A 25,495-nucleotide genomic window follows, 5' to 3' on the forward strand; every position below is an offset into this window, starting at 1 on the left:
ACCGTCACCCGCAGTGGCAGCCCGCCGGGCTGGCGGAGGTCAGCCGCGACGACGTCGAGTCCTATTTCGCGCCGTTGGGCGACCGTGAACTGATGCTGTCGAAGGAGCGCGACAACGGCTGAATTATTCCCGTCCGAACGGGGCCTCTCCCTGCCGGACCGTGCGATGGTTCAGCCGCGGAGGGGGGCGGCCGGGACTCCTCCGGCATCATCACCGGCACCCGGGACACATTCGTACACCAGCGGGTTCCCACTGGTCAACCGAACGCCATACATTCCTGAACAGCAGAGAAAGGGACAATCATGACCGAGCAGTACACAAACCTTCTGGTGGAGTGCCGTGGCCGGGTGGGACTCGTGACGCTCAACCGGCCCGAGGCGCTGAACGCCCTCAACAAGGCCACCATGGACGAACTCGTGGCCGCGGTGTCGGCCATGGATTCCGACCCCGAGGTAGGCGCTGTCGTCGTCACCGGCTCCCCCAAGGCCTTCGCGGCCGGGGCGGACATCAAGGAGATGCAGTCCAAGGGCTACATGGACATGTACGCGGCAGACTGGTTCCGCGGGTGGGAAGACTTCACCCGGCTGCGCATCCCGGTGATCGCGGCCGTGTCCGGGTTCGCGCTGGGGGGCGGCTGCGAACTGGCAATGATGTGTGATTTCATCATCGCCGGAGACAACGCCAAGTTCGGCCAGCCGGAGATCAATCTTGGGGTGCTGCCGGGGATGGGCGGCTCGCAGCGCCTCACCCGCGCCGTCGGCAAATCCAAGGCGATGGACATGATCCTGACGGGCCGCTTCATGGATGCCGAGGAAGCCGAACGCGCCGGCCTCGTGTCCCGTGTGGTGCCGGCCGCGGACGTGGTGGACGAGGCCCTGAAGGCCGCCGCGGTGATTGCCTCCAGGTCCAGGCCGGTGGCGATGGTGGCCAAGGAAGCCGTCAACACCGCGTTCGAGACCGGGCTGGCGCAGGGCGTGCTGTCCGAAAGGCGGGCGTTCCACTCGCTGTTCGCCACCGAGGACCAGAAGGAGGGCATGGCAGCTTTCGTCGAGAAGCGCCAGCCGCACTTCACGCACCGCTGAGCAGCGACCTCCGGCGGCCCCTAGCTGCCCTCGGTCTGCGCGTCCCGGCGCGCCTGTGCCTCCTCGGGCGGCAGCGAGCCCCGCTGGATGGTGGAGGAGGCGTCCCGGGCAACCCTGCGGAGGCGTTTGTCCGAGACGTCCCGCTCCCCCACGGCCTGCGGAGTCCACGCATTCAGGTCCTCCTCGCTGAAGCCCGTCTTCGACGGCCGCCGCTTCGGCGTGAAGCCGACGGCGCCGGGTGCGAGCCGCCTGGTGGTCAGGAGGAATCCCGTGTGGGCCACCATGCGGTGATCGGGACGGACGGCGAGGCCCTCGAGATGCCAGCCGCGGACCATCGACTCCCACGCCTCCGGTTCGGTGAACCGGCCGTCAGCGCGGATCGCCTCCGCCGTCCGGGACAGCTGCGTGACCGTCGCCACATAGCTCACCCACACTCCCCCGGAGACGAGGACCGTCGCCACTGCGTCGAGGCACTCCCACGGAGCGAGCATGTCCAGCACGACGCGGTCCACGGTTCCGGAAGCCTCCTCCTGGACGACCTGCTCCTGGAAGTCCCCGAGGGAGACCCGCCAGGCCGGGTGCGGGCCGCCGAAGATGGTTTCCACGTTGCCCCTGGCGATCTCGGCGAACTCGGGGCGCCGCTCGAACGAGTGAAGGTAACCCGTGTCACCCACCGCGCGTAGGAGGGAGATCGAGAGTGCCCCGGAGCCGACGCCGGCCTCGACGACCCGCGCGCCCGGGAAGATGTCCCCCATCGTCACGATCTGGCCGGCGTCCTTCGGATAGACCACCGCCGCCCCCCGCGGCATGGAGAGCACGAAGTCGGAAAGCAGCGGTCGCAGCGCCTGGTACAGCTGACCTGTGGTGTTGGGAAGGATCGTGCCCTCGGGCTCACCGATCAGCGTGTCGTGGAGCAGGAAGCCCTTGTGTGTGTGGAATGCACCGCCGGGAGTCAGGGTCACGGTGTTCATCCGGCCCTTCTCGTCCGTCAACTGGACGCGCTCTCCGGCTCGGAACGGTCCGCGCCTGCTCGCTGCGCCATGCGCCTGGGAGGCGGAGGTGGGCTCTAGGGGTGTTGTCATCAGGAATTCCTTCGATGTCTGGAAAAGGCGGCAGCTGAAACAGCCGTGCCGTCGTCGGGCCCGGGCTTCCGGGTCCGGGCGTGATTGCGGGCTAGGGCCTGGAGCCCGGAGCCGATTTTCCGGTGATGGCGTCGATCACTGTCTTCTGGCGGAGGAGGCCGGTCACCACGCCGCGGCTGTCCACCACCGCGTACTCGTTCCCCTCCAGCCGCGCGAGGAACTGGACGAGCTCCTGTCCCTCGGCCGACTCGGGGACGTAGGCGCCCGGCGGGAGTGCGCGCGCCGTCGTGCTGATCGGTGTGGTGTCCGCGGCGGTATCGGGGACAGAGGCGAGGGCTGCCACGTCCACGACGGACTCGGGCCGACCGGTGGCTCCCGTGAGGACGATCGCAGCTTCCGGGGCATCGCGGATCATCCGTCGCGCCTGGCCGACCGGCGTCACCGCCGGCAACCCTACCGCAGCCTGCTTCAGCCGGTTGGCGCTGATGTCAGGCAGCCGGAGCCTCATCCTGGCATCCTCGATCGATGCGCTGGCGCCCATCCACAGGAACGCACCCATGACGACCGCCAGGATGATGAGCGTGAGGTCCGGTTGCCCGCCCTGCACCAGGGGAATGCTGACGACGACGCCGAGCAGCACCACCACCAGGATGCGTCCGGCCCATCCGGCCGCGACAGTGCCCCTGTCCTGGCTGCCGGTGGCTTTCCATACGGCGGACTCCACCATCCGCCCGCCGTCGAGGGGAAGGCCCGGCAGCGCGTTGAAGACGGCAACCAGCAGGTTGGCCCAGACGAGGATCTGGGTGAGGAGGAACCATACGGTTCCGGGTTCCATCCCGAGGAGAATGCCCCAGCCCAGGATCGCGAGGGCGAAGTTTGCGGCGGTGCCCGCCAGCGCCACCACCACCGAGCGGCCGGGAGAGCTGGAGAAGTGCCCGAACTGGGTATGTCCGCCCCAGAGGTTGAGGACGATCCGTGCAGTGGGCCAGCCGAAGGCGCGTGCGGAAAGGGCATGGGCCAGTTCGTGGATCAGGACGGAGGCGGCGAGGAGCAGGGCGTACCCGAGTGCTACGGCGTAGGCACCGATACCGATGCCGGGGAAAGTATCCTCGACCCTGGGCCCGAACAGGAAGATGATGACAGCCGTGATGGCGAACCACGACCAGGCGAGGACCACCGGGATGCCGGCGATCCTTCCCAAGGACACACCGGGGTTCCGGGTGGCGGCGGCAGTCCCCCGGCCGGTGGCGTCGCGGCTCATCGTGACGCCCCTGCAGCAACGACCGTGGGGTCAAGCAGGGCCTCGAGGTCCGAGACCGTCCTTCCCTGCAGGGTTGGCCAGTGACAGGAACGCGGATCGTGCGGCAGCGGAACGAAGTGCGGCACGGCAACGGTCACGACTCCTGCAGCCAGGGCCGCTGTGACTCCCGGGAGGGAGTCCTCGATCGCCACCACGCGCGATTTGGCGAGGCCCGGAATGCGGTGTTCAAGGAAATCGAAGGCCTGCTGGTACGCCTCGGGATCCGGCTTGCCGCGGGCCACCATGTCACCGGTGACGAGTTCGGCGAAGGTGCCGGCCGGAAGATGCGAAGCCACCTCCGCGGCAAGCAGGCGTTCGGACATCGTGACCATCACGCAGGGCACGCCCCGGGAGCGGAGCTCTTCGAGCAACTCGCGTGCGCCGGGCCGCCAGGGAACCTCGGCCCTGACCTGTTCGGCGACCTCGGAGATCAGGTGATCGATGATCTCCCGCACGCTCAGATCGACTCCGGCTTCCTGCAGCAGTCCCGCCGAGAATTCGAGGGCCTGGCCTACTAGCTGCTCGGCCTGAGCGGTACTCCAGATTCCGTGATGCCGCTCGACGAGCTCCAGCTCCGCGGCGATCCAGTACGGCTCGGTGTCCACGATGGTCCCGTCCATGTCCCACAGGACTGCCTGGAGGACACCCCCGTCGTGCGGTGTATCGGCGGAGGAAATTCCCGCAGCTGTGCTGGACGGAACGTCGGTAGGCATGGTCCCAAGTCTACGGCGGCTGTCCTTCGCCCTGATGCATCCGCGGCTGCCCTCTGCTTTCGGCGAAGCGGCGCCCTAGCGCCTGACAGCGCCGTACGCCGAGGTTTAGGGTGAGTGCGTGGACACCTTCGACAAGAACACCCCAGGCGGCGTGCGGGATCTCTTCCAGGACGCCGCGGAACCGGACCGGCGGATCACCATCATGCTCGCCGCATTCGAGGGCTGGAACGATGCGGGAGAGGCAGCGAGTGATGCCCTCAAGTACATGGGCCGCTTCTGGGGCAGCGAGAAAGTATCGACCATCGACGCCGACGAGTTCTACGACTTCCAGTTCACGCGGCCGGTGATCAAGCGCAACGGGTCGGGCCAGCGGCGCATCAAGTGGCCCAATACGAAGATCAGCAAGGCGTCGGTGCCCGATTCCAATCTGGACATCATCCTCGTCCACGGAGTCGAGCCGTCCTACAAATGGCGTGCCTATACCGCCGAGCTCGTCGCGTCGGCGAAGGAACTCAACGTCGACTGCATCGTCCTCGTGGGCGCACTCCTCGCCGACGTTCCGCACACCCGGCCCATTCCCGTGACGGTCACCTCCGACGACGACCTGGTGAGGGAGAGCCTCGACGTGGAACCCTCGACCTACGAGGGACCCATCGGCATCGTGGGAGTGCTCGCGGAAATGGGACTGCTCGCCGACATTCCCACCATGTCGCTGTGGGCCGCCGTGCCGCACTATGTAGGACAGTCCCCGTCGCCGAAGGCCCAGCTGGCCCTGCTCGGCAAACTCGAGGAGGTCCTGCAGGTCGGCGTGGAGACGCAGGTGCTGAACGAGGAGTCGGAAGCCTGGGAACGGGGTGTGGACGAGCTGGCCACCGAGGACCCCGAAGTGGCGGCGTACGTTCGGCAGCTCGAGGAAGCCAAGGACACCGTCGACCTGCCGGAGGCCAGCGGGGAATCGATTGCGCGGGAGTTCGAGCGCTACCTCAAGAAGCGGCGCCGCGAGTAGGGGCCGCGAGTAGGGCGAGTAGGGTCAGAGCTTGATGCCGAGCAGGGCGTCCAGGGCCGCGACGAGCTGGCCCTGCGCCTCCGGGTCCGCTGTTTCCATCCTGTCCGCCCGCAGGCCGGCCCGCACTGCCCACCCGTCCACGGCAGCGAGTGCGGCCGGGGCGTCGAGATCGGCCGCCATGGCATCGCGGATGTCCATCACGACCTCCTTCACATCGGTCGGGGTGGCCGCCGCCACTGCCGAGCGCCAGCGTTCGAGGCGCGTGATGGCTTCCTGGAGTACGGCGTCGGTCCAGGACCAGTCCGTTCGGTAGTGGAAGCCCAGGATTGCCAGCCGGATGGCGGCGGGGTCCACCCCCTCCCGCAACAGCGTGGAAACGAGCACCAGGTTCCCCTGCGACTTGCTCATCTTCCCGCCGTCGTACCTGACCATCCCGGTATGCGCGTAGTGGCGGGCGAGCGGCCGGCCGCTGCTCGCCCAGGCATGGCCGGCGCTCATCTCATGGTGTGGAAAGACCAGGTCGGAGCCGCCGCCCTGGACCGTGAACGGTGAGGGGAGGAACCGCTGGGCGATGACGGTGCATTCGATGTGCCAGCCGGGGCGTCCGCTGCCGAGTATCCCGCCGTCCCACTCGGGTTCGCCGTCCCGCGCCCGGCGCCACAGGAGCGGGTCGAGGCGGTTGCGTTTGCCAGGGCGCTCGGGGTCGCCGCCACGCTCCGCCGAGAGCGGAAGCATCTGCTCCTCGGAGAGGTGGGACAGCTGCCCGAGGAACCAGCGGTCCGGGTCGGGCCCCGGAAGCGCGGCCGCTGCGTCGAGGGAGAAGTAGATGTCGCCGTTGGGCTCTGCCCCATCGCCGTCGACGGCGTAGGCGAGCCCGCGCTGCACCAGGGCTTCGACTACGGGGACGATCCAGCCGACCGACTCGACGGCGCCGATGTAGTTCTCGGGAGGCAGGACGTTCAGGGCTTCCATATCCGTCCGGAACAGCTGGATCTGCTGCTCGGCCAACTGCCTCCAGTCCACTCCGGTGGCCGTGGCACGCTCCAGCAGGGGATCATCGACGTCGGTGACATTCTGCACGTAACTTACCGTGGAGCCGCTGTCCCGCCAGGTGCGGTTGAGGAGGTCGAACGCGACATAGGTGGAGGCGTGCCCCAGGTGCGTCGCATCGTAGGGAGTGATCCCGCAGACATAAAGGCTCGGGGCCGGGTTCGCAGGGAGATCCACCATTCTCCCCTGGACGGTGTCGAACAGTTCGATACCCGACTGGCTACCGGCAACATCAGGGACAGGGGTTGAATTCCACGCAATCACTCTCCTAGCTTACGTTGGCCCGTCAGGCGCTGATGACGCCGAAGCCCAGCAGGGCGTAGAGCGCCAGCCCAAGGAACACCCGGTACCAGACGAAGACGCTGTAGCTGCGGGTCGAAACGAATCGGAGGAACCAGCCGATGATCGCGAATCCCACCACGAACGCGATCGCGGTGGCGACCGCCGTCTCTCCGAGCCCGAAGGGCCCCGGCGTCCCGATGCTCTTGCTGAGCTGGAAGAGGCCGCTGGCGAACACCGCGGGAATGGCCAGCAGGAATGAATACCGGGCTGCCGCCTCCCTGGTGTAGCCCATGAGCAGGCCGGCGGTGATGGTTCCACCCGAACGTGACACCCCGGGGATCAGGGCGAGCGCCTGCGCGAAACCGTAGAGAATGCCGTGCCGGTAGGTGAGCCGGCTGAGGTCCCTCGTCTGCTTTCCCACGGCATCAGCGACGGCGAGGATCAGTCCGAAGACGATCAGCATTGTCGCGACGATCCACAGGCTTCTGAACGAGCTTTCGATCTGGTCCTGGAACAGCAGCCCGAGCACGCCGATGGGAATGCTGCCCAGGATCACGAGCCACCCCATGCGCACATCCGGATCGTTGCGGGGCACCGCCCCCCGCAGTGAGCCGAACCATGCCTTGATGATCCGGACGATATCTCGCCAGAAGAACACGACGACGGCGGTCTCGGTTCCCAGTTGCGTGATTGCGGTGAACGCAGCTCCGGGATCCTGGGCATTGGGGAGGAGTTCGCCCACAATGCGGAGATGGGCACTTGAGGAGATGGGCAGGAATTCAGTGAGTCCCTGGACAAACCCGAGGATGATGGCTTCGATCAAATTCACTCTTACGACCTTAGAGCAACCTTTTCCCCCAGGCTTTAGGCTTGCACTATGCAACGGCGAAACGTGGGATCGAGCGGCCTGTCCGTCTCTGCGCTTGGACTCGGCACCATGAATTGGGGCTCGGAGGTGGATGAGGAGGCTGCACGGGAACAGCTGAGGCTCTTCACCGATGCCGGAGGCACCCTGATCGAATCGGCGGCCCGGTACGGCGAAGGCCAGGCGGAAGCGATGCTCGGCAGTTTCATCGGCGATACGGTGGCCCGGTCGGAGATCGTGCTGACCATTCAGGGCGGCTCGATGCGGAGTGGCACCGGCCGTGGTGATACCTCGCGTCGGGGCCTGCTGGATTCACTGGATGCCTCATTGACGCTGCTCGGCACCGATTCCGTGGACCTGTGGCTTGCCCCCGCCTGCGACGGGTCAGTGCCCCTGCACGAGACTCTCAGCGCTCTTGAGCATGCCTACACTTCCGGACGGGCGAGGTATGTCGGGGCCTCCAACCAGTCCGGCTGGGAATTCGCCCGGCTTGCGGCGACGGCGGGTTTCCCTCTCATTGCCAATGAGGTGGAGTATTCGCTGGTGAACCGCCGTGCGGAAGCCGAGGCCGTTCCGGCAGCCGCGGCCTTTGGCGCCGGTATTCTCGCCTGGGCGCCGCTGGGCCGTGGCGTCCTCACCGGAAAATACCGGGGACGGCTGCCGTCGGACTCGCGCGGTGCGTCGGACGTCTGGGCGCCCTACGTCGATTCCTATCTGACGGGCAGGCCGCAACGGGTTATCGAAGCGCTCTGTACCGCGTCGAGGGGCCTTGACCTGCAGCCGCACGAGCTGGCGCTGCGGTGGCTGCTGGAGCGTCCGGGCGTATCCTCAGTGGTGATGGGGGCGAGGACGTCCCAGCAGCTGAAGGAGCTCCTTCAGACAGACCTCCAGGCCATTCCGCAACCCATCGCGGACGCCCTGGACGAGGTGTCGGCCCTCCAGGAGTAGCGCGGGGCCCGGTCTCAGTTGCCGGACCTTGCTCTGTCCGTGGTGTTGTCATCCGATGCGTTGTCATCCGAGGTGTCGGCGTCGGCGTCAGGTTCGTCGTCGGACTCCCCGCTGTCCGATTCATCGTCGTCGTCGGCATCGTCGTAGATCTCCAGCGGGGTCACTTCGCCGTGCGCGTCGTACAGGACTTCTTCGTAGACTTCGAACGCATCGGCGATCGCCAGATACGCTGCCTCGACCGCCGGATCGTCTTCCCGCCGCCGCGATGCCGACGCCGCAAGATGCTCTTCGAGTGCTGTGACGAGGGCCTGGAGCGCGACACGCGGATCTATGCTCATGCACTAGACGTTATAGGTAAAGTGGGCAGAATTGGAGGGATATGAGAGAACAATTTCTGAATGTCACTGCCGTCCGCCAGCGTGATTTCAACCGCCAGTATGAGTATCTCGTGGTGACGATCAACGCCGGGGAACCGGTGCCCGCCACCCGGAAACTGATCGCTGAACACACCGAATACGGCAAGTGGGAGCTCGAACGCAGCTGCATCTACAACAGCGGCAGCCGGCGCTACTGGCTGAGGCGGAAAGTCCTCCGGGTGGAACGCACCCTGGACGCCGAGTAGGGCCTCAGTAGGTGGTCAGCAGGCGCGTGAGCACCTTCGCGCCGAAACGCAGCGAGTCGGTTGGCACGCGTTCGTCGACGCCGTGGAACATGCCCGTGAAGTCCAGATCGTCGGGCAGTTGCAGGGGGGCGAAGCCGTAGCCGTTGATACCGAGCCGGCTCAGCGACTTGTTGTCGGTACCGCCCGACAGCGTATAGGGAAGCACTTTCGCACCCGGGTCCTGGCTGTGCAGGGCGTCGATCATGGAGTCCACCAGATTCCCGGCGAATGGCACCTCCAGGGAGACGTCCTTATGGGCGTAGGAAACCTCTACTCCCTCGCCCGCCAGCGCGCGCACGATCTCGAGGACGTGGTCCTGCTGGCCGGGAAGGGTCCGGACGTCCACCAGTGCCTCTGCCGTACCCGGAATCACGTTGTGCTTGTAGCCGCTCTTGAGCATCGTGGGGTTCGAGGTGTTCTGCAGGGTTGCACCGACGAAGCGCGCCACCGTGCCGAGCTCTGCGAGCAGCACCTCCGGATTGTCGGGATCGAACTCGACGCCGGTCAGTTCGGTGACGCCGTCGAGGAACTGGCGGGTGGTGGGGGTCAGTTCGATGGGCCAGGAGTAGTCACCGACCTTGGAGACAGCTCTGGCCAGGCGCGTCACCGCATTATCGGTATTGATCTGCGAACCGTGCCCTGCCCGGCCGTGAGCTACCAGCCGAAGCCAGGAGATTCCTTTTTCCGCGGTCTGCAGAAGATAGGTGCGTCGGCCACCGATGGTGGACGAGAATCCGCCCACCTCGGAAATAGCTTCGGTGGCCCCTTCGAAAAGCTCCGGCTTGTTGTCAACGAGCCACGAGGCACCGTAGCTGCCGCCGGCTTCCTCATCAGCGAAGAAACCGAAGACGAGGTCCCGCTTCGGCGAAATGCCGTTGCGCTTCATGTGCCGGAGCACCGAGATTATCATGGCGTCCATGTCCTTCATGTCCACCGCACCGCGACCCCAGATGAGGCCGTCCTTTTCCTCACCGCCGAAGGGGTCGACCGACCAGTCCTCCTTCTGGGCGGGGACCACATCCAGGTGTCCGTGCACCACGAGCGCCGGCAGGGAGGAGTCGCTGCCCTCCATGCGGGCCAGGACGGACGCCCTGCCGGGTGCTGCCTCGAAGATGTGCGTAGCGAGGCCCACCTCCTCGATGAGGGCAGCAGTATATTCAGCCGCGGCCCTCTCCCCCGGGCCCACGTTGTCGCCGAAGTTCGAGGTATCGATGCGGATGAGTTCCTGGCAGATGCGTACAACTTCGTCTTCAGGCATGATGCTCATGCTGCGTCCTCCTGGCTTGTCGGGTGCGCATCCAGCCTACCGAGTCCCCGGCAGTCGGCCGAGCCCGTCCGCGCGAGTCCCCTGCTCCAACTCCCGGCGGGCTCACCGATTCAAACCACAGGGCTAACTCGTGTTAGAGTTTTTCTCGTTGCTTTCGACGGTTTCTGACCGCGGAACCACCACCTGCGCGGGTGGCGGAATGGCAGACGCGCTAGCTTGAGGTGCTAGTCCTTTAACGAGGGTGGGGGTTCAAGTCCCCCTCCGCGCACAACAAAAACCCCGGTACGCCGGGGTTTTTTTGTGCCATCGGACAACTTCGTCTGCGTCTTCAACCACGCGGCGGCACATCAGCGGTCTCACGTAGCCTTGGTACGGACCATTTCAACCACGGAGGAATGTTTGGCGACTCTGTACGCACCAGCACCAGCTCCAGCACCAGTCTCCGCAGAGGCCCGATCCGGTGCCATCGACGCACTCCGCATCTTCGCGGTCGTCGGGATCGTTACCGGGCACGTGTGGGCGGGCCCGGTCACCGACGCCGGTCTCTACACATGGCATGTTCCCGCGTTCTTCCTGCTCTCCGGGTACCTCTGGAAGATCCAGAAACCGGACGCCCGACGGGCCGTCGCAGCGGAAGCGAAAAAGCGGTTTCGGACCATCATGACGCCCTACTGTGCATGGTTGGTCGTGACTCTCCTCGTTCACGTCACCATCCACGACCACCGCGGCACGCTTACCCCCCCAGCTGTGATCCTGCCCCTGATCGGCGGGTCCCTCAACGCGGGGCCGTTCGGTGCGTACTGGTTCATGCCTGCTCTGTTCATTTCGGCCATCATGTTCCGGGCACTCGAGCGTGTTCCCCTTGTCCTTCGGCTCTCAATCATCGCCGGGATCGCAGTCGTCACCTACCTCTTCGGCGAGGACCTCGCCCTCCTGCCCATGTCCCTCGGGGTCGCGGGCTCCGCACTCATCTTCATGCTCGCGGGTCAGGGACTGCAGCACTTCCGCACCCGGGTGAAACGGCCGGTCCGGTTCGGGTCGGTGTGCCTGATTGCGGGTGCCGCACCTATCCTCCTCGGGGTGTCAGCGTCACTGGACATGAAGTACGGCGAGCTGGGCACACCGGTCCTCAGTGCTGTCGCAGCGGTGATGATCAGCTCTGGCCTCCTGTTGATCCTGGAGGGCGTGTTCTCCCGGCTGCCCATCCGGGTTCACACGATCTCCACGAGGCTCGCCGTGGGCTGCCTGATGGTAGTGCTGACCCACACGTATGTTCTCTGGTTGCTTCCGGTTCCAGACACGGAGCGGTCGTTCTGGGTGCTGATCGCAGCGGTGGTATTGCCCTGGGCTGTCGCTCTGGTTCTCAACCGAACGCCGCTCTCTCAAATCTTCCTCGGGACACCGCGCGCCACCTGAACACGGAAGCCCCACCCGCACGAGGAGGACAGGGCACGGTTTCGGTCTGCGACGGGTCACCAAGGGCATGCCAGTTGGTGTCTGCCCTGATGGTGCTACTCATTCGAAGGACGCCGCCGGTTGCGTTTCGTGGCGGAGCGCTTCTGCTTGGCGGCGAGGTGCCTCCGGGCGGAGCCGCGCGTGGGTGTGGACGCGCGACGCTGCCGCGCGTCGGAGGACAGGCCCGCCGTCACCAGGTCGGCGAGCTTGCGCAACGCCGTTTCGCGATTGCGCTGCTGGGAACGCTGCGTGGAGGCGGAGACGGTGACCGTTCCGGCGACGAGACGGGGACCGAGCCGGGTGAGAAGCAGCATCCGCTGGTCGTCGGAGAGCACGGTCGAGCCGGCGACATTCCAGTACAACTCGGCGCGGCTGTCGGAGGTATTCGCGTGTTGCCCACCCGGGCCCGACGACCTGGAGAATCGCCAGCCGAGTTCGCGCCCAGGGATGATGAGCTCCGTTGATACCTCAAGATCCATGCCACCAGCGTGACACAACCTGAAAAGCCTGCGGCCACAATCTAGAACAGCGGCCAAGGCACCGCCGACATCTCACCGCTCGGAGCCGGAAACCGCCCTGCAGAGCGCAACCGGGCGCAGCGTGCTGCAAGTGAAGCGATTTCTTCGGCGGTGAGCAGGTCCACGAGGTCCTGACCGAGCTGACCGTGCAGTCCTTCGCTGACACGATTGATCCCGTCGAGTTCCTCGGCGGTCAGTGCGTCTCCCAGCCACCCCCACAGCACCGTCCGCAGCTTGTGGTCACTGTGGAAGGTGAGACCGTGGTCCACGCCGCGCCGGCGTCCGTCGCTCAAGGTAAGAATGTGGTCGCCCTTTCGGTCGGCGTTGTTGACGACCACGTCGAACACGGCCATCCGTCGCAGCGCGGGTGAGTCTTCATGGATGAGGGCGACCATCCGATTGTTCTCGTCCCGACCCTCGAGGACCTGTTTCCAGCCGGTCTCCGGCACGTCGTCCGCCGCGACCAGGTCCACGGCGTCCTGGCCGGAGTCCTGCTCCTGCCAGAGCTGCACCATGCCTTCGCCCAGCGGACCATCACGCAGCCAGGTGTGCGGCACGACATCCCAGCCGAAGACCTCCGAGACCAGATAAGCGGCAACTTCCCGATGTGCCAGGAAGCCTTCAGGAAAATCCCATAGCGGTTTCTCACCCGCTATCGGCTTATAGACGACCACCGCGTCGTCGATGCCACCTACGAAGGTGGCGTTCGACGCCGTCGTGATGCGGCCGGTGAGCGTCAGCTCGGCGGTGACCAGGTCGGGCGCCGGCATCAGACCTCGGGAAGGGTGCAGGTGTGCCCGTCGGCGTCCATGGGGTTACCGCAGAGCACGCAGAGCGGACGTCCGGCGCCCACGACCTCCCGGGTGCGCTTGGTGAAGGCGCGGGCGGTGCCGACCGGCATGCGCACGCGCAACATCTCGGGCGCATCTTCGTCGTCGACTTCGAGCAATCCGTCGTCGTCATCAACGTCGCGAATCGGGTAGGCCTCGATGACGATCTGCGCCGTCGTCGGGTCCCACCCGAGGCTCATGACGCCGGTTCGGAACTGCTCGTCAACGGCCTCGAGCTGATCATTGTCGACAAGTTCAAGGGGAGTACTCGAGGGGACGCTGAAGGGGTTGCCCTCGAGGGTGATGAGCTGATCGAGGAGTTCGTCGATCTTCTCGGCGAGCTGGGCCGACTGCTGCTTCTCCAGGGCGATACTCACGATTTGCGTCCCTGTGCGCACCTGCAGGTAGAACGTGCGCGCCCCCGGAACGCCAATGGTGCCGACGACGACCCGGTCAGGCCAGGCGAACTCGTGAACAGTTTTAGGCATAGGACTACTTTAGGCTCATCCGGTTCGTGGTGCCTCGTGCCCTGCACCACCGCCCACCGGCGCATCGTCGGAGTGGACGCTGTTCGACAACCAGGACAGATCCCCCGCGTCGGTGTTGGTAGCGTAGACGCTCGGCCGACTCGTGCCGTAGCCCACGATCGACACGGAGGCGGGGCCCACGTTGATGCGCTGGAACAGGTCGAGGTGCATGCCGAGCGCGTCGGCGAGGATCGACTTGATGATGTCACCGTGGCTCACCGCCACCCACACGGCCCCTGGCCCGTGCTCGGCCTCGAAGGCTGCATCGTGGCGACGAATCGCTGCCACCGACCGAGCCTGCATCGCGGCCATGGCTTCACCGCCGGGAAAGATGACAGCGGACGGCTGGGACTGCACAACCGACCACAGACCCTCGGTTGCGAGGTCGCTGAGCATGCGGCCCTGCCACTGGCCGTAATCGCACTCAGTCAGACAGGAATCGAGATCGATATCGACCGGCGCGAGCGGGGTGTCGGCCTGTCGATCGAGGATGAGCCGGGCGGTCTGCTGACAACGCTCGAGGGGACTTGACACCACTCCGACGACTGGCACGGCCGCGAGCCGGTCGCCGGTCAGGGCCGCCTGGTCGCGCCCGATCTGGTCCAGGCTGATGCCGGCGGCCCGCCCGGCCAGCAGTCCGGTGGCATTCGCAGTGGTGCGGCCGTGCCGCACGAGAAGAACTGTAGCCATTCACCCAGCCTAGCCATCCGCTCGACGGCGATGAAACCGATCAGTCGTACCGGGTGGTCGCATGGTTCCTGTCCCGGCTCTCGACAACGACGCATCGGTCGGCTGTCTCGCGCGGCGGTCCTCATGCTTCAGCTCCTGATGGGGACTCGGCGGGAGGGCCGTAGTGCCCGGGGTGCGTGCAGGGAGCGCCGATAGATGAAGTACTCGGCCACCGCCAGGCTGATCACCCATGATGCCCCGATGAGGAGAGCGCGGGTCAGCTCGTCAGCCGGGCCGACCAGGAGGATCCAGGGGATCGTCACCACGACGATGGTTCCCTGCGCGATGCCGATGGCGTAGGCCCGGGCCATCCACTCACTGTGCCGGACGTAGTCCCGCTGGCGCACCGCAAGGTAGCCAAGGATAAGGCTTCCCACCATCGCCGACCCGAAGACCAGCCGAAGGACGAGAAGGAGCGGCCCGTCGTGGGGCGGGAGGTCGTAGAAGATCGCCATCCACAAGCCGGACAGGGCCGCGAGCAGGCCGGTGGGGACGAGGATTCGTCCGGCGATGCGGTGCCAGCTGTACCTGCCGCGCTTGCCACGGCGTAGCGAGGGCACGAACTGGAACGCCCCGAGCAGCAGATACAGGGTGACCGTGGGAATGTGGATCAGCACGGGGATCGGTGAGTCGAAGAACCGCGTGTTTTCGGAGGTGATTTCGCCTCCCGCCAACTGGGTCAGGCGTATCGTCCCGGCGATCACCGGGACGAGGCTGAGGAAGATCAGGCCGGCGGGGACGAACCACCGGGTCCAGCGCGTATCAGGGGGCTTTCGGCGCGGTCGTGGCCGCGGGATGCTTGGAGGGTCTATCGCGATGGCTGCAGGCTTTCGGGTGGATTTCACTGGGAATCCTCTATTCGGTTGACCGGGGACGGCGCCGTTATTCATACCTGAGGGCGTCGATGGGGTTCTGGCGTGATGCCCTCCGTGCCGGCAGGGTCCCGGCGAGGAAGGCGATGAGCATCACCAGGAGGGTGATGGCGCCCATGGGCAGTGGTGCGAACCGCAGGACCTGGAGTCCCTCGAGATCGGCCAGCACGGTGCCGGCGAGGAAGTTGTTCGCGATGGCGCCTGTTCCCATTGCTGCAAGTGCTCCGATGATGCTGCCGAGGAAGCCGATGAAGACGGCTTCGATGCTGAACAGGGTGTAGATCCGCCCGCCGCCCATACCCATTGCTTTCATGAGACCGATTTCGCGGGTCCATTCCTGCACGCTCATGAGCAGCGTATTGATGATCCCGAACCCAGCGGCAATCAGCGCGATCACCGCGAAGGCATTGAGCACACCGACGATGCCGCTGATGACCGTCTGGATGATGCCGATCTGGTCGGCCACCGTGACGGCGGTGTAACCCTGGGCTGCGAGGTCGGCCTGGATGGTGTTGATCTCCTCCTCACTCGATGCCGCATCGAAGTGCGCCATGGCGAGGAACGCGCCTTCGGTCGTGTTCCCGGGCTTGCCCGTGTTCTGGATTTCATACAGCTCGTCTGTCAGGGCCTGGTTGAGGGCACCGCCGCCTCCCGTGAGGGTAGATTGGTTCTGCACGCCGGCCACTGTTGCTCCGACCTCGTGCATCTCACCCAGGTAGTCGGCGGTGCCGATCATGACGGTCTCTCCCACCGCGGCGTTCGCCGTTTCGAAACCCAGGCTGTCGAGGTCCGAGGTGATGAGCAGTATCTGGTTTCCGCTACTCTCGGCTGCGCCCTGCAGCGGGGATCCTGCAGCCAGGTCCGGGGTGCTCAGGGCCGCGCTGGCGTTGACGGCGAGTTCGAACTTGCCGTTGCCGTCGTATTCGACGTAGCGGGGGGTGACCTGCAGGACGGGGTTCACATCGAGAATCCCTTCCACGCCCTCGATGATGTCGACGTCGTCGGCGGTGAGGACGCTGGTCGCGAACTCCGAGCCGTCGCCTTGGAAACCCCCTGCGGCGATCGCCTGATCCGGGTCGTAGGGTGCCGGCCCGTCGTCCGTGGGGGCGGCGTCGTCGGCCGTGATGGTGATGGAGAGGACGTCGGCCGCGCCGAAGCCCGCGACCTGGGTATCGATGTAGCTGGAGATCCCGGTGCCGATCGCACTGGTGATCGTGAGGGTGAAGGCGCCGATGAAGACGGCGATCACTGTGAGCGCGGTTCGGAGTCTGCTGCGGAGGCTGTTGCCGATCGCGGTGCCGATCGCGGTGCCGATGATGTCGGTGATATTCATGGTGAATTTTCCGAATTCTGGAGGGACTGTACTTCACGTCCATCACGGATGAACATCCGCCGGTCGCACCTTGCGGCAAGCTCGACGTCATGGGTGACGATCACCAGGGTGATGCCGTGCTCCTTGTTGAGGGAGAACAGGATGTCTTCGACCAGGCGGCCGGTGACCGTGTCGAGGTTTCCGGTGGGTTCGTCGGCGAAGATCACTGTCGGGTTGTTGACCAGAGCGCGGGCGATGACGACGCGCTGCTTCTGCCCGCCGGAGAGATTGATGGCCTTGTTCTTCGCCTTGTCGGCGAGTTCGAGCTTCTCGAGAACTGCCATCCCGCGGGCTTTGCGTTCCCGGGCACCGACCCCGGCAATTTTGAGCGGCAGGACGACGTTCTCGAGCACCGTTGCGTTGGGGGTGAGGAAGAACTGCTGGAACACGAAGCCGAAATCCTCGTTACGGAGTCGGCTGACCTGTTTGACGCTCAGTTCGCTCGCGTCGGTTCCCTTGACGAGCAGCACGCCGCCGTCGGGTGTGTCGAGCAAGGCAAGCAGGTGCATCAGCGTTGACTTGCCGGAGCCGCTTTTGCCGACGATGGCGAGCGATTCGCCGGCCTGGATCTGCAGGGACACGCCTTTGAGCGCATCGAAGCGGGCAGTACCACGGCCGTAGGACTTGCTGAGGTTCCGGACTGCGAGCACTGATGTGTCCATCAGAGCGCACCTCTCGATGACATTGCGGGTGGATCCAGGGGGCCCTGGTCCAGCCGGAAAGGTGGGTAGTCGTCCCGCAGCAGAGCTGTGTAGGTGATGGTGCGGTAAGCCCACCGGTTGATTCCCATGATCAGGTTGAAGAGCCCGAGGCGGTAGACGCCGGTGAACAGCAGGATCACGGCGGTGATGAACACCAGCAGGCCAAGCAGTGACATCCCGTTGGTGCCTCCGTCATTCGATGACGCCCAGATACCGCCCGTCAGCGCAGCGACAATGAGCAGGTGCGGCAGGGCGAGGAGCCAGGACTTGACCAGGACCTTCCAGTGCGAAAGCTGTTCCGGATAGTCCACTTCGAAGGTGGCCGGGTAGTCGGTGTGCGCGAGGGTGAAGGGCGGGTAACGATCGGTGCCCATCACACCGTTGGCGTAGAAGGCAACCCGCCAGTGCCAGCGCATCACCCCGACCGTGAACTGGAAGAGCGACGCCGGGTAGCGGCCGGTGAACAGGATCATCACCCCGGCAGCGACTGTAACCACCGCGAAGGCTATTCCGAGAATGGCGAGCACGATGTAGTGGGGAATGGCCAGAATCCACTTGACGAGCCACATCCACCTGGTCAGGTTCGGATCCAGCTGTCCTTCGAGTCGTGCTGGGTAGGTCCCTCCTGCGTTCCCGCTGGTTGCAGTGTGGGATGAGGAGAGCAGGCTCCGGCCAAGGCCCCCAGCACCGAGGATGATCAGCCCGGTCCCTGCGGTGAGCAGGGCGAGGCCGGCGAGCACCGGGCCGGAGTTGGCGAAGGCCCCAAGGGATCCTCCGGCCAGGAGAACTCCTGCGACGAGCACCAGCAGGTACGGTGCACTCATCTTCTCGGGCTGCGGGTCGGGCTGTCCGAATGTTTCGATCGATGTGGTGTTCATGGTCCTGATCTTGGATTTCTTCTGATCGAACTGGGTTGAACCGGATGCCACCCCAACGCGGACGGCGGGTGGCAGATGGCATCACACCGTGATGGCGATTTTCGCCCGGGCATGATCCTCGACGAAATAGCGGATGGCCTCAGGAACCTCGCTCAAGGGATAGGTTCGATCGATGGCCGGAACGATCCGGCCGGATTCGATGAGTTCCCGCAACTCATCCAGGCTTTCCCTACCCGGCTTCGCGGAAAACGTGCGGAGGTTCTGGCGGATGAACAGAGACAGGAAAAGCGCCCTCACGATGCGTCCCATGGGTCCAAGGACGCTCCCCCCGGTGCCGCTGAAGAGCACGAGCGTCCCTCGCTGGGTGAGGGCCCTCCTGAGCGCCGACAACGGGTGGTTCCCGATCGAATCGAATATCAGGTCATACTGCACCCCGCTCTCCGTGAAGTTTCCCTGCGTGTAGTCGATGACGGAGTCCGCGCCGAGCGACCGGACCAGTTCGGCATTCCTTGTACTTGCCACGCCGGTCACGTCCGCGCCGAAGGCCTTGGCGATCTGGACGGCGAACGTGCCCACACCACCGGATGCGCCATTGATCAGGACTTTCTGTCCCGGTTGGATGTTGCCGCCGCTCCGCAGTCCCTGCAGGGCGGTTCTTGCCGAAAGTGGAACCGTGGCAGCCTGCTCGAAGGTCAGATTCGCCGGCTTCAACGCCAACAGGACTGCCGGGACGGCGGCGAATTCGGCGAAACCTCCCGCCTCGACTTCGCCATAGACTTCGTCACCGGGGCGCAATTCGGTGACACCTGCACCCACCGCCTCCACCTGTCCTGCGATGTCCTTTCCCCGCACGATTTTTTTTGGCTTGCGCATTCCGAAGGCGAGACGCGCGATCAGGGGGCGTCCGCTGGTGTAGACCCAATCGGCGTGATTGATCGCCGCCGCACGGACCCGCACCAATACCTCGCCGTCCTGGATCATCGGCCTGTCGACGTCCTGGTGGCTGAGCACGTTCGTGGTGCCGTACCGCCGCTGCACGATGCCTTTCATCGCCATGGTTGTCCTGTCTGGGCTGGTGGTCGACTTCATCGCTACGGGTTCCTCTCGGTCGGACTGACCTAACGGTGTAAGGTAGTGATTTGAAAGTACCATACATCGTAAGGTAGCGTCTATGGACAGGTCGTTGATTTCCAACAATGACGGCGCACATCGGAGACGGGAGGCACTGTGGCACGAGGAAGGACCAAGGCGGCGCTCAGGGAACCTGTCACCCGGGACCGGGCGGTCCAGGTGGCTGTCGGGCTCGCCGATGCTGGCGGGCTGGAGTCGTTGAGCATGCGCAAGCTCGCCCAGGAACTCGGGGTCGAGGCGATGTCGCTCTACTACCATGTGAAAGGCAAGGACGACATCATTGACGGTATGGTCGACGTCGTTTTCGGCGAGATCGTCCTACCCTCCCCCGGGGACGACTGGAAAGCGGCCATGAGGGAGCGTGCTGAGTCGGCCCGCGCTGTCCTCGCCCGACACCCCTGGGCGATCGCCCTGATGCGGTCCACACCGGGGGCTGAGACTTTGAAGCACCTCGATGCCACAATCGGATGCCTGCGCGGAGCGGGCTTCTCTCCGGCGATGGCCGGCCATGCGATGTCCCTTCTCGATAGCTACGTCGACGGGTTCGCCCTTCAGGAGGCCGCGCTGCCGCTCGATGCGGCCGGCGCCATGAACGAGGCCACGGAGGACATCCTGGCGCAGCAACAAATGATGTCCCATGCCTTTCCTCACCTGGCCGAAATCGCGGAAACCTACATCCTGCAGCCGGGGTATGCCTTCGGGAACGAGTTCCGGTTCGGGCTCCAGGTCATCCTCGAGGGCATCGAGGCCGCCCACGCCTCCGAGGACCTGTAAATCAGGCATCGGAAGCACCCGGGGGTCGGAAGTCGGTTTCATGACGGGGTCGCTGATAACCCCGGCCCACCAGCCCCAGGGTCATCCGGCGGCCCCTGACAAGGAGCCAAAAGATGAGTGCAACTTCGCCCACGAAGACGAACCGGGCGACGCCGATCGAGAGTTCCGGGACCAACACAGCGCTGAAACCGTCCGTCAGGTAGCCAAGCCCGGCAACCACGAGGAGGATCCCGAAGATTTTCGCCATGAATTCGGATCGATACGCGAGGTAACCGATCAGGAGCAGGTGCAGGGCGAAGAGGATCAGTCCGGTGTCCCAGATCCTGGCGAAGGCATCAACTGCGAGCAGCATCCGATCCCCGTCTCCGGGCACTGCCGGCACCTCCAGAAGCTGGCTGATCGCCACCAGGAAGACCGCAGAATAGGCAAGCCTGAACCATGCGGCAATCATCGAGACCGCCCGGTTCACCGACGCGAACACCTCGAAAAGTGCCGCTGCCACAATGACGTCCAGGACGACCACGATGATCAGGCTGGCGATGCCAGAGCGGAACAATGTCTCGGAAGCGGCGACGTCCACGGCCGTTCGGGAGGCATCTCCCGCCGTCACGAGGGTTTCCACGGGTCCGAAGACGCCATAGACGGAGAATACCGTCATGGCAAGGAGCGTACTTCCCGCGATCAGGCTGGGCCTGCGCAGGGAGCCGGCGGCCCGGGTGAGGGGAAGCTGCCGGGGGGATTCGTTCGGCGTCAGGATGGACATGGTGTTTCTTCCTTCGACGGTCAGGTGCGGTGGGCGGAGTATGGACGCTGGGCGGAGGCAGGAGGGGCGGTCAGAGTGTGATTGCTGTTTTTCCACGCGCCTTCCCGGCCTCGAGGTATCGCATGGCGTCCGGAACCTGATCAAGCGGATAGCTGCTGCCGACGCGAGGCGTCACGGTGCCGTCCTCGATGAGACCGGCGAGCAGCCTCAGGTCGCTGGAACGCTGTGTGGACATCAGCATGACCAGGCGCTGGGGAACGAACGGCGACAGCATCACGGCCCGTAGCTGCCGTCCGATGCCCGTCCAGGTGCCGCCGCCCTCACCGCCGACCAGGACGGCAGTACCTCGGGGCTTGAGCGCGCGGCGGAGCCGGGCAAGTTCCGGGTTGCCGCCGATGTCCAGAATCAGGTCATAACGCCGGGCTCCGTCGGCGAAGTCGTCGCGGGTGTAGTCAAGTACGTGGTCAGCACCGAGGGAGCACACGAAATCGAGCTTCCCGGTGCCGCACACCCCGGTGGTTTCGGCGCCGAACGCCCGGGCCAGTTGAACTGCGTAACTGCCCACACCCCCGGAAGCGCCGAGAATCAGCACCTTCTGCCCCTGTGCGACGCGGCCGGCATCGCGCAGGGCCTGCAGTGCAGTGAGCGCCGAGACCGGAACCACTGCGGCCTGCTCGAATGTCACTCCCGCGGGCTTGTGGGCGAGCCTGTCCTCCCGGGCCACCGCATACTCCGCGAAGGAGCCTTTACCTGCCCCGAACACCTCCTCACCGACCCGGAAGGCAGTAACTGCCCTGCCGACGTCGGTGACCGTGCCCGCCACGTCCGAACCGATGACGGGGTTTCGGGGACCCCGTAATCCTGTGCCCAGGCGGATCAGATAGGGCGTACCGGTCATCAGGTGCCACGCTCCCCGGTCGAGACCTGCCGCGTGTACCCGAACGAGTACCTCATTGTCCCCGATGGTGGGCCGTGGAACCCACCCGGTTCGCAGGACCTCGGCGGTGCCGTAGCGGTCCTGCACGATCGCCCTCATCCTGCCGGGTGCCGGCTCACGATCCCCTGTGCGGCCTGCCGCCCCGTGCTGCTGATCGGTGGTCATTACTGCTCTCCCCACGTGGTGCGATATCGGTTTTCGTACTATGTACGAAATGGGCTCGTACGTTGTACCAAAGCACCACGGTCTCAGGAGCAGAATGTCGGCGGAATCAGCACGGAGTACGACTCGAGGGCGAGCGCGGCTCAGTCGGGAGAGGGTGTTGAGCAGTGCCCTGATCCTGGCTGACGAGTCAGGGATAGGATCACTCACGATCCGTTCGCTCGCTGATGCAATGGGGACAAGGCCCATGTCGATCTACCACTATGTCGCCAACAAGGACGAGATCCTCGACAGTCTCGTGGACCTGGTGTTCAGCGAGATCGACCTGCCGTCCGACGTGGGTGGCTGGCGCAGCGGGATGTATCGGCGTGCGCATTCGGTCCGCGCTGTCCTGCGCCGCCACACCTGGGCCATCGGGCTGCTCGAGTCCCGCACGAGTCCCGGCGGTGCAACGCTGCGTCATCATGAAGCGACCCTCGGCGTCCTGCGCAGGGCCGGCTTTTCGGTGAAGCTGACCTCCCATGCCTACGCCCTGCTCGACAGCTACATCTACGGCTTTGCGCTTCAGGAAGCCGCGCTTCCCCTGAACGGTTCCGAGCCTGTCGCACAGGTTGCCGAACCGATGGTTCAGCAGTTCTCGGACGGCAGGTACCCGTACCTCTACGAGATCGCCACGGAGCGCGTTCTCCAACCGGGGTACAACTTCGGCGATGAGTTCGACATCGGACTCAAGGTGATCCTCGACTCCCTCGAGGGCTGGATCTCGCACCGCCCGGGGTGAACCTCTTCCTGGCTGCTCGGGCCACGCCGCGAAGCGGCGGCTTACTGGACGAGCAAGGCAGCCCGCAGGGTTTCGGCGACGAACCGGGCGAATTGCTGCCCGGACCAGCCCCTCTGAAGGACCAGCAGGTCATAGAGCTCAGGCGAGCTGCACGTCCACATGACATCCACTGCCGTGCCGAACGTGGTGTCGGGGCGCAGGAAGCCCCGCTCGAGCAGGAAGCGGGCGTTGTGCTCCATCCGCACCAGCCGTCGGGTGCTGGTCTCGGCCAACAGGGCGGACATGGCAGGATCCGATCCGGCCGCGGCGCGGATCAGCATCAGGACGGGCGTCAGGGTGCCGGCCACCTCCGCGGTCAGAGTGCCCCAGTGATACATCAGTTCCTGGGGGTCCTTCACGTGCAGACGCATCTCATCGGACCGCACCGGAGCGCTGACCGGGCCTGGCCCGGCGAGACCCTGCTCATAGATCGCATGGACCAACCCGGCCTTGCTCCCGAACGTCTTGTAGACCGTTTCGACCGATACTCCTGCCTGTTGCGCAATGTCGGACACGGTGGTGGCGGCGTACCCCGTTGCAAGGAAGCTGCGCAAAGCAGCATCCAGCACGGCTCCGCGGGTGCGTTCGGCCCGGGCGCGCCGCCCGGATGCGTCATAGGTGCGACGCCTCTTGACTGATTCCATGTCCCGTCCCATACTCAATATTGGGTACAGCCTACTGTAATGAAAGGTCGGCCGGTGACCGTCAACCAGCGCCCCGCCGCCGACCCGCTGGCCGTGATCCGCAGGCTTACCGGGTCGGTGAACAATCACGATCTCGACGAGCTGGTCTCCTGCTTTGCGCCTCACTACGTCAACGTGACACCCGCGCATCCTGAACGAAGCTTCTCCGGCCGGTCCCAGGTGCGGATGAACTGGGAGCGGATTTTCGCAGCGGTTCCTGACCTGTGCGCCGAACTGCTGAGGACGGCAGTCGATGACCAGGTTGTCTGGACGGAGTGGGAACACCGCGGGACCCGCACCGACGGATCAGCCCACCTTCTGCGCGGAATTGTGATCTTCACCGTGACGGACGGCGCCATCACGCAGGCCCGGTTCTATCTCGAACCGGTCGAACACTCCGGCCCTGATGCCGACGGAGCTGTCACCACCCTCATCGGCACCGGAACATCCGAAAACCCCAAGGAAGAATCATGATCCTCCTCGTAGGAGCCACCGGACAGCTCGGACGGCGTATCACCGAGAAGCTCCTGCAGCACCGGGAGCCGATCCGTGCCCTGACACGCCCAGGTTCCGATACCGGCTGGCTGCGGGCCGCCGGCGTTGAGCTCGTGGTCGGGGACCTGAAGGACCCCGCCTCACTCGACCGAGCCTGTACCGGCGTCGACACCGTGATCACCACGGCCACGTCCATGGCACGTGGCGAACCCGATACCCTCGACACCGTCGACCGGTCCGGGAACCGGAACCTCGTCGACGCCGCGACGAAGCAGGGTGTCCGGCGGTTCGTGTTCATCTCCGCCCTCGGAGCGAGCCCTGACAGCCCCTTGCCCCTGCTGCGCGCCAAGGCGGAAGCGGAGAACGGCCTGCGCAGGCACTCCCTCATCGCCATCGAGGACGTCGCCGCATACACCCTCGCGGCCCTACGGCATCGCGAAGCGGACAATCGGATGCTCCAGCTCGGCGGCCCCGAGGCGGTGTCCTGGCGAGCGGCAGTCACCTGCTTCGAGGAACACCTCGGACGGCCCATCGAGGTCCACACCGCTTCGCCGGGGGATCCCATCCCTGCCATGCCCGGCTTCCTCGTGGAACTGCTGACGGCACTCGACGGCTACGACTCCCCCGTCCCCATGGCCGACCTGGCGAGAACCTACGGGATCACCCCGACCACACTGGCCGACTTCGTGGCCCGTCACGGATCCTCGTCCGTCGTGGCCTGACGGTGACCGGCAGCCATCGGCGTCGCCGGGCTGTCAGAAGGCGGCAACCACCTCGACCATGCCGTGCCTCTTGCTCGCCTCGGTGAACGGGACGGCTGACGTCATGATGCCGTAGGTACCCGGCGCCACCTGCATCGGAACGTGGAGCCAGGCCGTGTAGCGGCCCTCGGCGTCAGCTGTGACGAAGGTGTCCTCCATCGGTGAATGATCGGTCTGGTAGGGGGCGAAGAAGATCCGGAGCTGCTCCCCCGGCGCGTAGCCGGCGCCGGTGACCTTCCAGGACCGCCCGGCGATCCAGATGGACCATTCGGGCGTCACCGGTGCGCTGAAGGCAACCGACGGCGAACTGCCCGGATAGGGGGACGTGTCCGACGGTGGCTGAGCATCGGCGGGCAACGGCACGATCGGTGCGGCTGCCGGTGGTTCCTGAACCTCGGCAGGGACCGGCGCGGGTGCAGGCGGTTCGGCAGGCGGCGCGGCAGGCGGCGCGGCAGGCGGCGCGGCGGGAGGCTCGGCAGGAGGCTCGGCCTGGGCCGGTGCCGGTTCGACCGGGGGCGCCGCAGAGGACGCCGCCGGAGGAGCCACGGCAGTCGGAGGAGCCGACGTCGCAGTGTCCTCCGCCGTGGCGGTGGCATCGGCCATGCCGGTGGCCGTGGTGGCCGGATCACTGGCGGTGTCCGCCGCGGTCGCGCAGCCGTTGAGTAGCAGTGCGCTGACGGAAAGTGCCAGAAGGAGTCGCTTGGTCAAGGGGTCGGCCTGTTCTATGGTGGGGCTGAAGTGATTATTGAGCCTGGTGGTAATGCGGATTCTACAGCCATCGCGAGGCCGCTCGTCGTCCTTTCCGGTCACGGTCTCGCAACACAATTCCGT

Annotated in this window: 29 protein-coding genes and 1 tRNA gene; 10 read left to right on the top strand and 20 right to left on the bottom strand. The window is 65.5% G+C overall.

Features of this window, described 5'->3' with window-relative positions; all coding sequences use genetic code 11:
- Positions 1–302 precede the first annotated feature (302 nt).
- Positions 303–1,082: an enoyl-CoA hydratase gene (locus Y704_RS0112720; protein ID WP_026550394.1), complete on the top strand. Its 780-nt coding sequence runs from the start codon at positions 303–305 to the stop codon at positions 1,080–1,082.
- Positions 1,083–1,102: 20 nt separating this feature from the next.
- Here the strand turns inward: Y704_RS0112720 and Y704_RS0112725 are convergent, their stop codons facing one another.
- From Y704_RS0112725 to Y704_RS0112735, 3 genes are all read right to left on the bottom strand, one after another.
- Positions 1,103–2,164, bottom strand: a complete 1,062-nt coding sequence (locus Y704_RS0112725; protein ID WP_051477021.1) for a tRNA (adenine-N1)-methyltransferase — start codon at positions 2,162–2,164, stop codon at positions 1,103–1,105.
- A 91-nt stretch (positions 2,165–2,255) separates the two neighbouring features.
- On the bottom strand, positions 2,256–3,425 hold the full coding sequence (locus Y704_RS0112730; protein ID WP_026550396.1) for a site-2 protease family protein: 1,170 nt from the start codon (positions 3,423–3,425) through the stop codon (positions 2,256–2,258).
- Positions 3,422–4,177, bottom strand: coding sequence for an HAD family hydrolase (locus Y704_RS0112735; RefSeq protein ID WP_026550397.1), 756 nt, complete (start codon positions 4,175–4,177; stop codon positions 3,422–3,424). The genes Y704_RS0112730 and Y704_RS0112735 overlap by 4 nt, the downstream gene beginning before the upstream one ends.
- A gap of 151 nt (positions 4,178–4,328) precedes the next feature.
- Here Y704_RS0112735 and Y704_RS0112740 point away from each other — a divergent pair, with 151 nt between their 5' ends.
- Positions 4,329–5,183: a PAC2 family protein gene (locus Y704_RS0112740; protein ID WP_253904334.1), complete on the top strand. Its 855-nt coding sequence runs from the start codon at positions 4,329–4,331 to the stop codon at positions 5,181–5,183.
- Positions 5,184–5,207: 24 nt separating this feature from the next.
- On the opposite strand, the gene mshC is transcribed toward Y704_RS0112740, so the two are convergent.
- The gene (mshC, locus tag Y704_RS0112745) at positions 5,208–6,497 is read right to left on the bottom strand and encodes a cysteine--1-D-myo-inosityl 2-amino-2-deoxy-alpha-D-glucopyranoside ligase (RefSeq protein WP_026550399.1); all 1,290 of its coding nucleotides are present in this window, start codon (positions 6,495–6,497) and stop codon (positions 5,208–5,210) included.
- Positions 6,498–6,519: 22 nt separating this feature from the next.
- The gene (locus tag Y704_RS0112750) at positions 6,520–7,344 is read right to left on the bottom strand and encodes an undecaprenyl-diphosphate phosphatase (protein WP_026550400.1); all 825 of its coding nucleotides are present in this window, start codon (positions 7,342–7,344) and stop codon (positions 6,520–6,522) included.
- A 48-nt stretch (positions 7,345–7,392) separates the two neighbouring features.
- Between Y704_RS0112750 and Y704_RS0112755 the strand changes: the two genes are divergently transcribed.
- On the top strand, positions 7,393–8,328 hold the full coding sequence (locus Y704_RS0112755; RefSeq protein ID WP_026550401.1) for an aldo/keto reductase: 936 nt from the start codon (positions 7,393–7,395) through the stop codon (positions 8,326–8,328).
- Between the two features lie 14 nt (positions 8,329–8,342).
- Here Y704_RS0112755 and Y704_RS0112760 read toward each other — a convergent pair whose 3' ends face one another.
- Positions 8,343–8,666, bottom strand: a complete 324-nt coding sequence (locus tag Y704_RS0112760; RefSeq protein ID WP_026550402.1) for a hypothetical protein — start codon at positions 8,664–8,666, stop codon at positions 8,343–8,345.
- A gap of 41 nt (positions 8,667–8,707) precedes the next feature.
- Between Y704_RS0112760 and Y704_RS0112765 the strand changes: the two genes are divergently transcribed.
- Entirely contained in the window at positions 8,708–8,950 is a 243-nt protein-coding gene (locus Y704_RS0112765; protein WP_026550403.1) for a DUF5703 family protein, read from the top strand.
- 4 nt (positions 8,951–8,954) lie between these two features.
- Here Y704_RS0112765 and Y704_RS0112770 read toward each other — a convergent pair whose 3' ends face one another.
- Positions 8,955–10,256: a M20/M25/M40 family metallo-hydrolase gene (locus Y704_RS0112770; protein ID WP_026550404.1), complete on the bottom strand. Its 1,302-nt coding sequence runs from the start codon at positions 10,254–10,256 to the stop codon at positions 8,955–8,957.
- Positions 10,257–10,441: 185 nt separating this feature from the next.
- Between Y704_RS0112770 and Y704_RS0112775 the strand changes: the two genes are divergently transcribed.
- Positions 10,442–10,524: transfer RNA gene (locus Y704_RS0112775), tRNA-Leu, on the top strand.
- A gap of 131 nt (positions 10,525–10,655) precedes the next feature.
- Entirely contained in the window at positions 10,656–11,672 is a 1,017-nt protein-coding gene (locus tag Y704_RS0112780; RefSeq protein WP_051477022.1) for an acyltransferase family protein, read from the top strand.
- Between the two features lie 95 nt (positions 11,673–11,767).
- Here Y704_RS0112780 and arfB read toward each other — a convergent pair whose 3' ends face one another.
- The 9 genes from arfB to Y704_RS0112825 all read right to left on the bottom strand — a co-directional run bounded on the left by arfB (position 11,768) and on the right by Y704_RS0112825 (position 19,227).
- Positions 11,768–12,190 (bottom strand): alternative ribosome rescue aminoacyl-tRNA hydrolase ArfB, encoded by a 423-nt coding sequence (gene arfB, locus Y704_RS0112785; protein WP_026550406.1) that lies wholly within the window; start codon positions 12,188–12,190, stop codon positions 11,768–11,770.
- Between the two features lie 41 nt (positions 12,191–12,231).
- Entirely contained in the window at positions 12,232–12,999 is a 768-nt protein-coding gene (locus tag Y704_RS0112790) for an SCO1664 family protein (RefSeq protein ID WP_026550407.1), read from the bottom strand.
- Positions 12,999–13,547 carry a DUF3090 domain-containing protein gene (locus Y704_RS0112795; RefSeq protein ID WP_026550408.1) on the bottom strand — a complete coding sequence of 183 codons (549 nt, stop codon included), beginning with the start codon at positions 13,545–13,547 and terminating at the stop codon, positions 12,999–13,001. Before Y704_RS0112795 ends, Y704_RS0112790 begins: the two co-directional genes overlap by 1 nt.
- A 15-nt stretch (positions 13,548–13,562) precedes the next feature.
- Positions 13,563–14,276, bottom strand: a complete 714-nt coding sequence (locus Y704_RS0112800; RefSeq protein ID WP_026550409.1) for an MSMEG_4193 family putative phosphomutase — start codon at positions 14,274–14,276, stop codon at positions 13,563–13,565.
- Between the two features lie 128 nt (positions 14,277–14,404).
- Complete coding sequence (locus Y704_RS0112805; RefSeq protein ID WP_253904324.1) at positions 14,405–15,160, bottom strand: DUF2306 domain-containing protein; 756 nt, start codon at positions 15,158–15,160, stop codon at positions 14,405–14,407.
- Positions 15,161–15,197: 37 nt separating this feature from the next.
- Positions 15,198–16,520, bottom strand: a complete 1,323-nt coding sequence (locus Y704_RS0112810) for an ABC transporter permease (RefSeq protein ID WP_026550411.1) — start codon at positions 16,518–16,520, stop codon at positions 15,198–15,200.
- Positions 16,517–17,221, bottom strand: coding sequence for an ABC transporter ATP-binding protein (locus Y704_RS0112815; protein WP_051477023.1), 705 nt, complete (start codon positions 17,219–17,221; stop codon positions 16,517–16,519). The genes Y704_RS0112810 and Y704_RS0112815 overlap by 4 nt, the downstream gene beginning before the upstream one ends.
- Positions 17,221–18,138, bottom strand: coding sequence for a DUF4389 domain-containing protein (locus tag Y704_RS21130; RefSeq protein ID WP_081747643.1), 918 nt, complete (start codon positions 18,136–18,138; stop codon positions 17,221–17,223). The genes Y704_RS0112815 and Y704_RS21130 overlap by 1 nt, the downstream gene beginning before the upstream one ends.
- A gap of 81 nt (positions 18,139–18,219) precedes the next feature.
- A complete protein-coding gene (locus Y704_RS0112825) occupies positions 18,220–19,227 on the bottom strand; it encodes an NAD(P)-dependent alcohol dehydrogenase (RefSeq protein ID WP_253904325.1) in 1,008 nt (335 codons plus the stop codon).
- Positions 19,228–19,365: 138 nt separating this feature from the next.
- On the opposite strand from Y704_RS0112825, the gene Y704_RS0112830 reads away from it, so the two are divergent.
- Entirely contained in the window at positions 19,366–20,043 is a 678-nt protein-coding gene (locus tag Y704_RS0112830; RefSeq protein WP_026550414.1) for a TetR/AcrR family transcriptional regulator, read from the top strand.
- Position 20,044: 1 nt separating this feature from the next.
- Here Y704_RS0112830 and Y704_RS21135 read toward each other — a convergent pair whose 3' ends face one another.
- Both Y704_RS21135 and Y704_RS0112840 read right to left on the bottom strand, forming a co-directional pair.
- A complete protein-coding gene (locus Y704_RS21135; RefSeq protein WP_081747635.1) occupies positions 20,045–20,806 on the bottom strand; it encodes a DUF4386 domain-containing protein in 762 nt (253 codons plus the stop codon).
- A 70-nt stretch (positions 20,807–20,876) separates the two neighbouring features.
- Positions 20,877–21,908, bottom strand: a complete 1,032-nt coding sequence (locus Y704_RS0112840) for an NAD(P)-dependent alcohol dehydrogenase (protein WP_253904326.1) — start codon at positions 21,906–21,908, stop codon at positions 20,877–20,879.
- 154 nt (positions 21,909–22,062) lie between these two features.
- On the opposite strand from Y704_RS0112840, the gene Y704_RS0112845 reads away from it, so the two are divergent.
- On the top strand, positions 22,063–22,686 hold the full coding sequence (locus Y704_RS0112845) for a TetR/AcrR family transcriptional regulator C-terminal domain-containing protein (protein ID WP_253904327.1): 624 nt from the start codon (positions 22,063–22,065) through the stop codon (positions 22,684–22,686).
- A gap of 41 nt (positions 22,687–22,727) precedes the next feature.
- Here Y704_RS0112845 and Y704_RS0112850 read toward each other — a convergent pair whose 3' ends face one another.
- Positions 22,728–23,369: a TetR/AcrR family transcriptional regulator gene (locus Y704_RS0112850; RefSeq protein WP_081747644.1), complete on the bottom strand. Its 642-nt coding sequence runs from the start codon at positions 23,367–23,369 to the stop codon at positions 22,728–22,730.
- A gap of 39 nt (positions 23,370–23,408) precedes the next feature.
- On the opposite strand from Y704_RS0112850, the gene Y704_RS21140 reads away from it, so the two are divergent.
- Positions 23,409–23,882 carry a nuclear transport factor 2 family protein gene (locus Y704_RS21140; RefSeq protein ID WP_081747636.1) on the top strand — a complete coding sequence of 158 codons (474 nt, stop codon included), beginning with the start codon at positions 23,409–23,411 and terminating at the stop codon, positions 23,880–23,882.
- Positions 23,879–24,625 (top strand): SDR family oxidoreductase, encoded by a 747-nt coding sequence (locus Y704_RS22835; RefSeq protein WP_051477025.1) that lies wholly within the window; start codon positions 23,879–23,881, stop codon positions 24,623–24,625. The genes Y704_RS21140 and Y704_RS22835 overlap by 4 nt, the downstream gene beginning before the upstream one ends.
- Positions 24,626–24,658: 33 nt before the next feature.
- Here Y704_RS22835 and Y704_RS0112865 read toward each other — a convergent pair whose 3' ends face one another.
- The gene (locus tag Y704_RS0112865; RefSeq protein WP_026550418.1) at positions 24,659–25,372 is read right to left on the bottom strand and encodes a hypothetical protein; all 714 of its coding nucleotides are present in this window, start codon (positions 25,370–25,372) and stop codon (positions 24,659–24,661) included.
- Positions 25,373–25,495: the final 123 nt, after the last annotated feature.

Source organism: Arthrobacter sp. Br18 (assembly GCF_000520555.1).
Classification (GTDB): domain Bacteria; phylum Actinomycetota; class Actinomycetes; order Actinomycetales; family Micrococcaceae; genus Arthrobacter_D.

What these genes read in the sequence shown, in the direction of transcription:
- Y704_RS0112720 (WP_026550394.1), top strand. Translation starts at nt 303, where the DNA reads ATGACCGAGCAGTACACAAACCTTCTGGTGGAGTGCCGTGGCCGGGTG.
- Y704_RS0112725 (WP_051477021.1), bottom strand. Translation starts at nt 2,164, where the DNA reads ATGACAACACCCCTAGAGCCCACCTCCGCCTCCCAGGCGCATGGCGCA.
- Y704_RS0112730 (WP_026550396.1), bottom strand. Translation starts at nt 3,425, where the DNA reads ATGAGCCGCGACGCCACCGGCCGGGGGACTGCCGCCGCCACCCGGAAC.
- Y704_RS0112735 (WP_026550397.1), bottom strand. Translation starts at nt 4,177, where the DNA reads ATGCCTACCGACGTTCCGTCCAGCACAGCTGCGGGAATTTCCTCCGCC.
- Y704_RS0112755 (WP_026550401.1), top strand. Translation starts at nt 7,393, where the DNA reads ATGCAACGGCGAAACGTGGGATCGAGCGGCCTGTCCGTCTCTGCGCTT.
- Y704_RS0112760 (WP_026550402.1), bottom strand. Translation starts at nt 8,666, where the DNA reads ATGAGCATAGATCCGCGTGTCGCGCTCCAGGCCCTCGTCACAGCACTC.
- Y704_RS0112765 (WP_026550403.1), top strand. Translation starts at nt 8,708, where the DNA reads ATGAGAGAACAATTTCTGAATGTCACTGCCGTCCGCCAGCGTGATTTC.
- Y704_RS0112770 (WP_026550404.1), bottom strand. Translation starts at nt 10,256, where the DNA reads ATGAGCATCATGCCTGAAGACGAAGTTGTACGCATCTGCCAGGAACTC.
- arfB (WP_026550406.1), bottom strand. Translation starts at nt 12,190, where the DNA reads ATGGATCTTGAGGTATCAACGGAGCTCATCATCCCTGGGCGCGAACTC.
- Y704_RS0112790 (WP_026550407.1), bottom strand. Translation starts at nt 12,999, where the DNA reads ATGCCGGCGCCCGACCTGGTCACCGCCGAGCTGACGCTCACCGGCCGC.
- Y704_RS0112795 (WP_026550408.1), bottom strand. Translation starts at nt 13,547, where the DNA reads ATGCCTAAAACTGTTCACGAGTTCGCCTGGCCTGACCGGGTCGTCGTC.
- Y704_RS0112800 (WP_026550409.1), bottom strand. Translation starts at nt 14,276, where the DNA reads ATGGCTACAGTTCTTCTCGTGCGGCACGGCCGCACCACTGCGAATGCC.
- Y704_RS0112810 (WP_026550411.1), bottom strand. Translation starts at nt 16,520, where the DNA reads ATGAATATCACCGACATCATCGGCACCGCGATCGGCACCGCGATCGGC.
- Y704_RS0112815 (WP_051477023.1), bottom strand. Translation starts at nt 17,221, where the DNA reads ATGGACACATCAGTGCTCGCAGTCCGGAACCTCAGCAAGTCCTACGGC.
- Y704_RS21130 (WP_081747643.1), bottom strand. Translation starts at nt 18,138, where the DNA reads ATGAACACCACATCGATCGAAACATTCGGACAGCCCGACCCGCAGCCC.
- Y704_RS0112825 (WP_253904325.1), bottom strand. Translation starts at nt 19,227, where the DNA reads ATGAAGTCGACCACCAGCCCAGACAGGACAACCATGGCGATGAAAGGC.
- Y704_RS21135 (WP_081747635.1), bottom strand. Translation starts at nt 20,806, where the DNA reads ATGTCCATCCTGACGCCGAACGAATCCCCCCGGCAGCTTCCCCTCACC.
- Y704_RS0112840 (WP_253904326.1), bottom strand. Translation starts at nt 21,908, where the DNA reads ATGACCACCGATCAGCAGCACGGGGCGGCAGGCCGCACAGGGGATCGT.
- Y704_RS0112850 (WP_081747644.1), bottom strand. Translation starts at nt 23,369, where the DNA reads ATGGAATCAGTCAAGAGGCGTCGCACCTATGACGCATCCGGGCGGCGC.
- Y704_RS21140 (WP_081747636.1), top strand. Translation starts at nt 23,409, where the DNA reads ATGAAAGGTCGGCCGGTGACCGTCAACCAGCGCCCCGCCGCCGACCCG.
- Y704_RS22835 (WP_051477025.1), top strand. Translation starts at nt 23,879, where the DNA reads ATGATCCTCCTCGTAGGAGCCACCGGACAGCTCGGACGGCGTATCACC.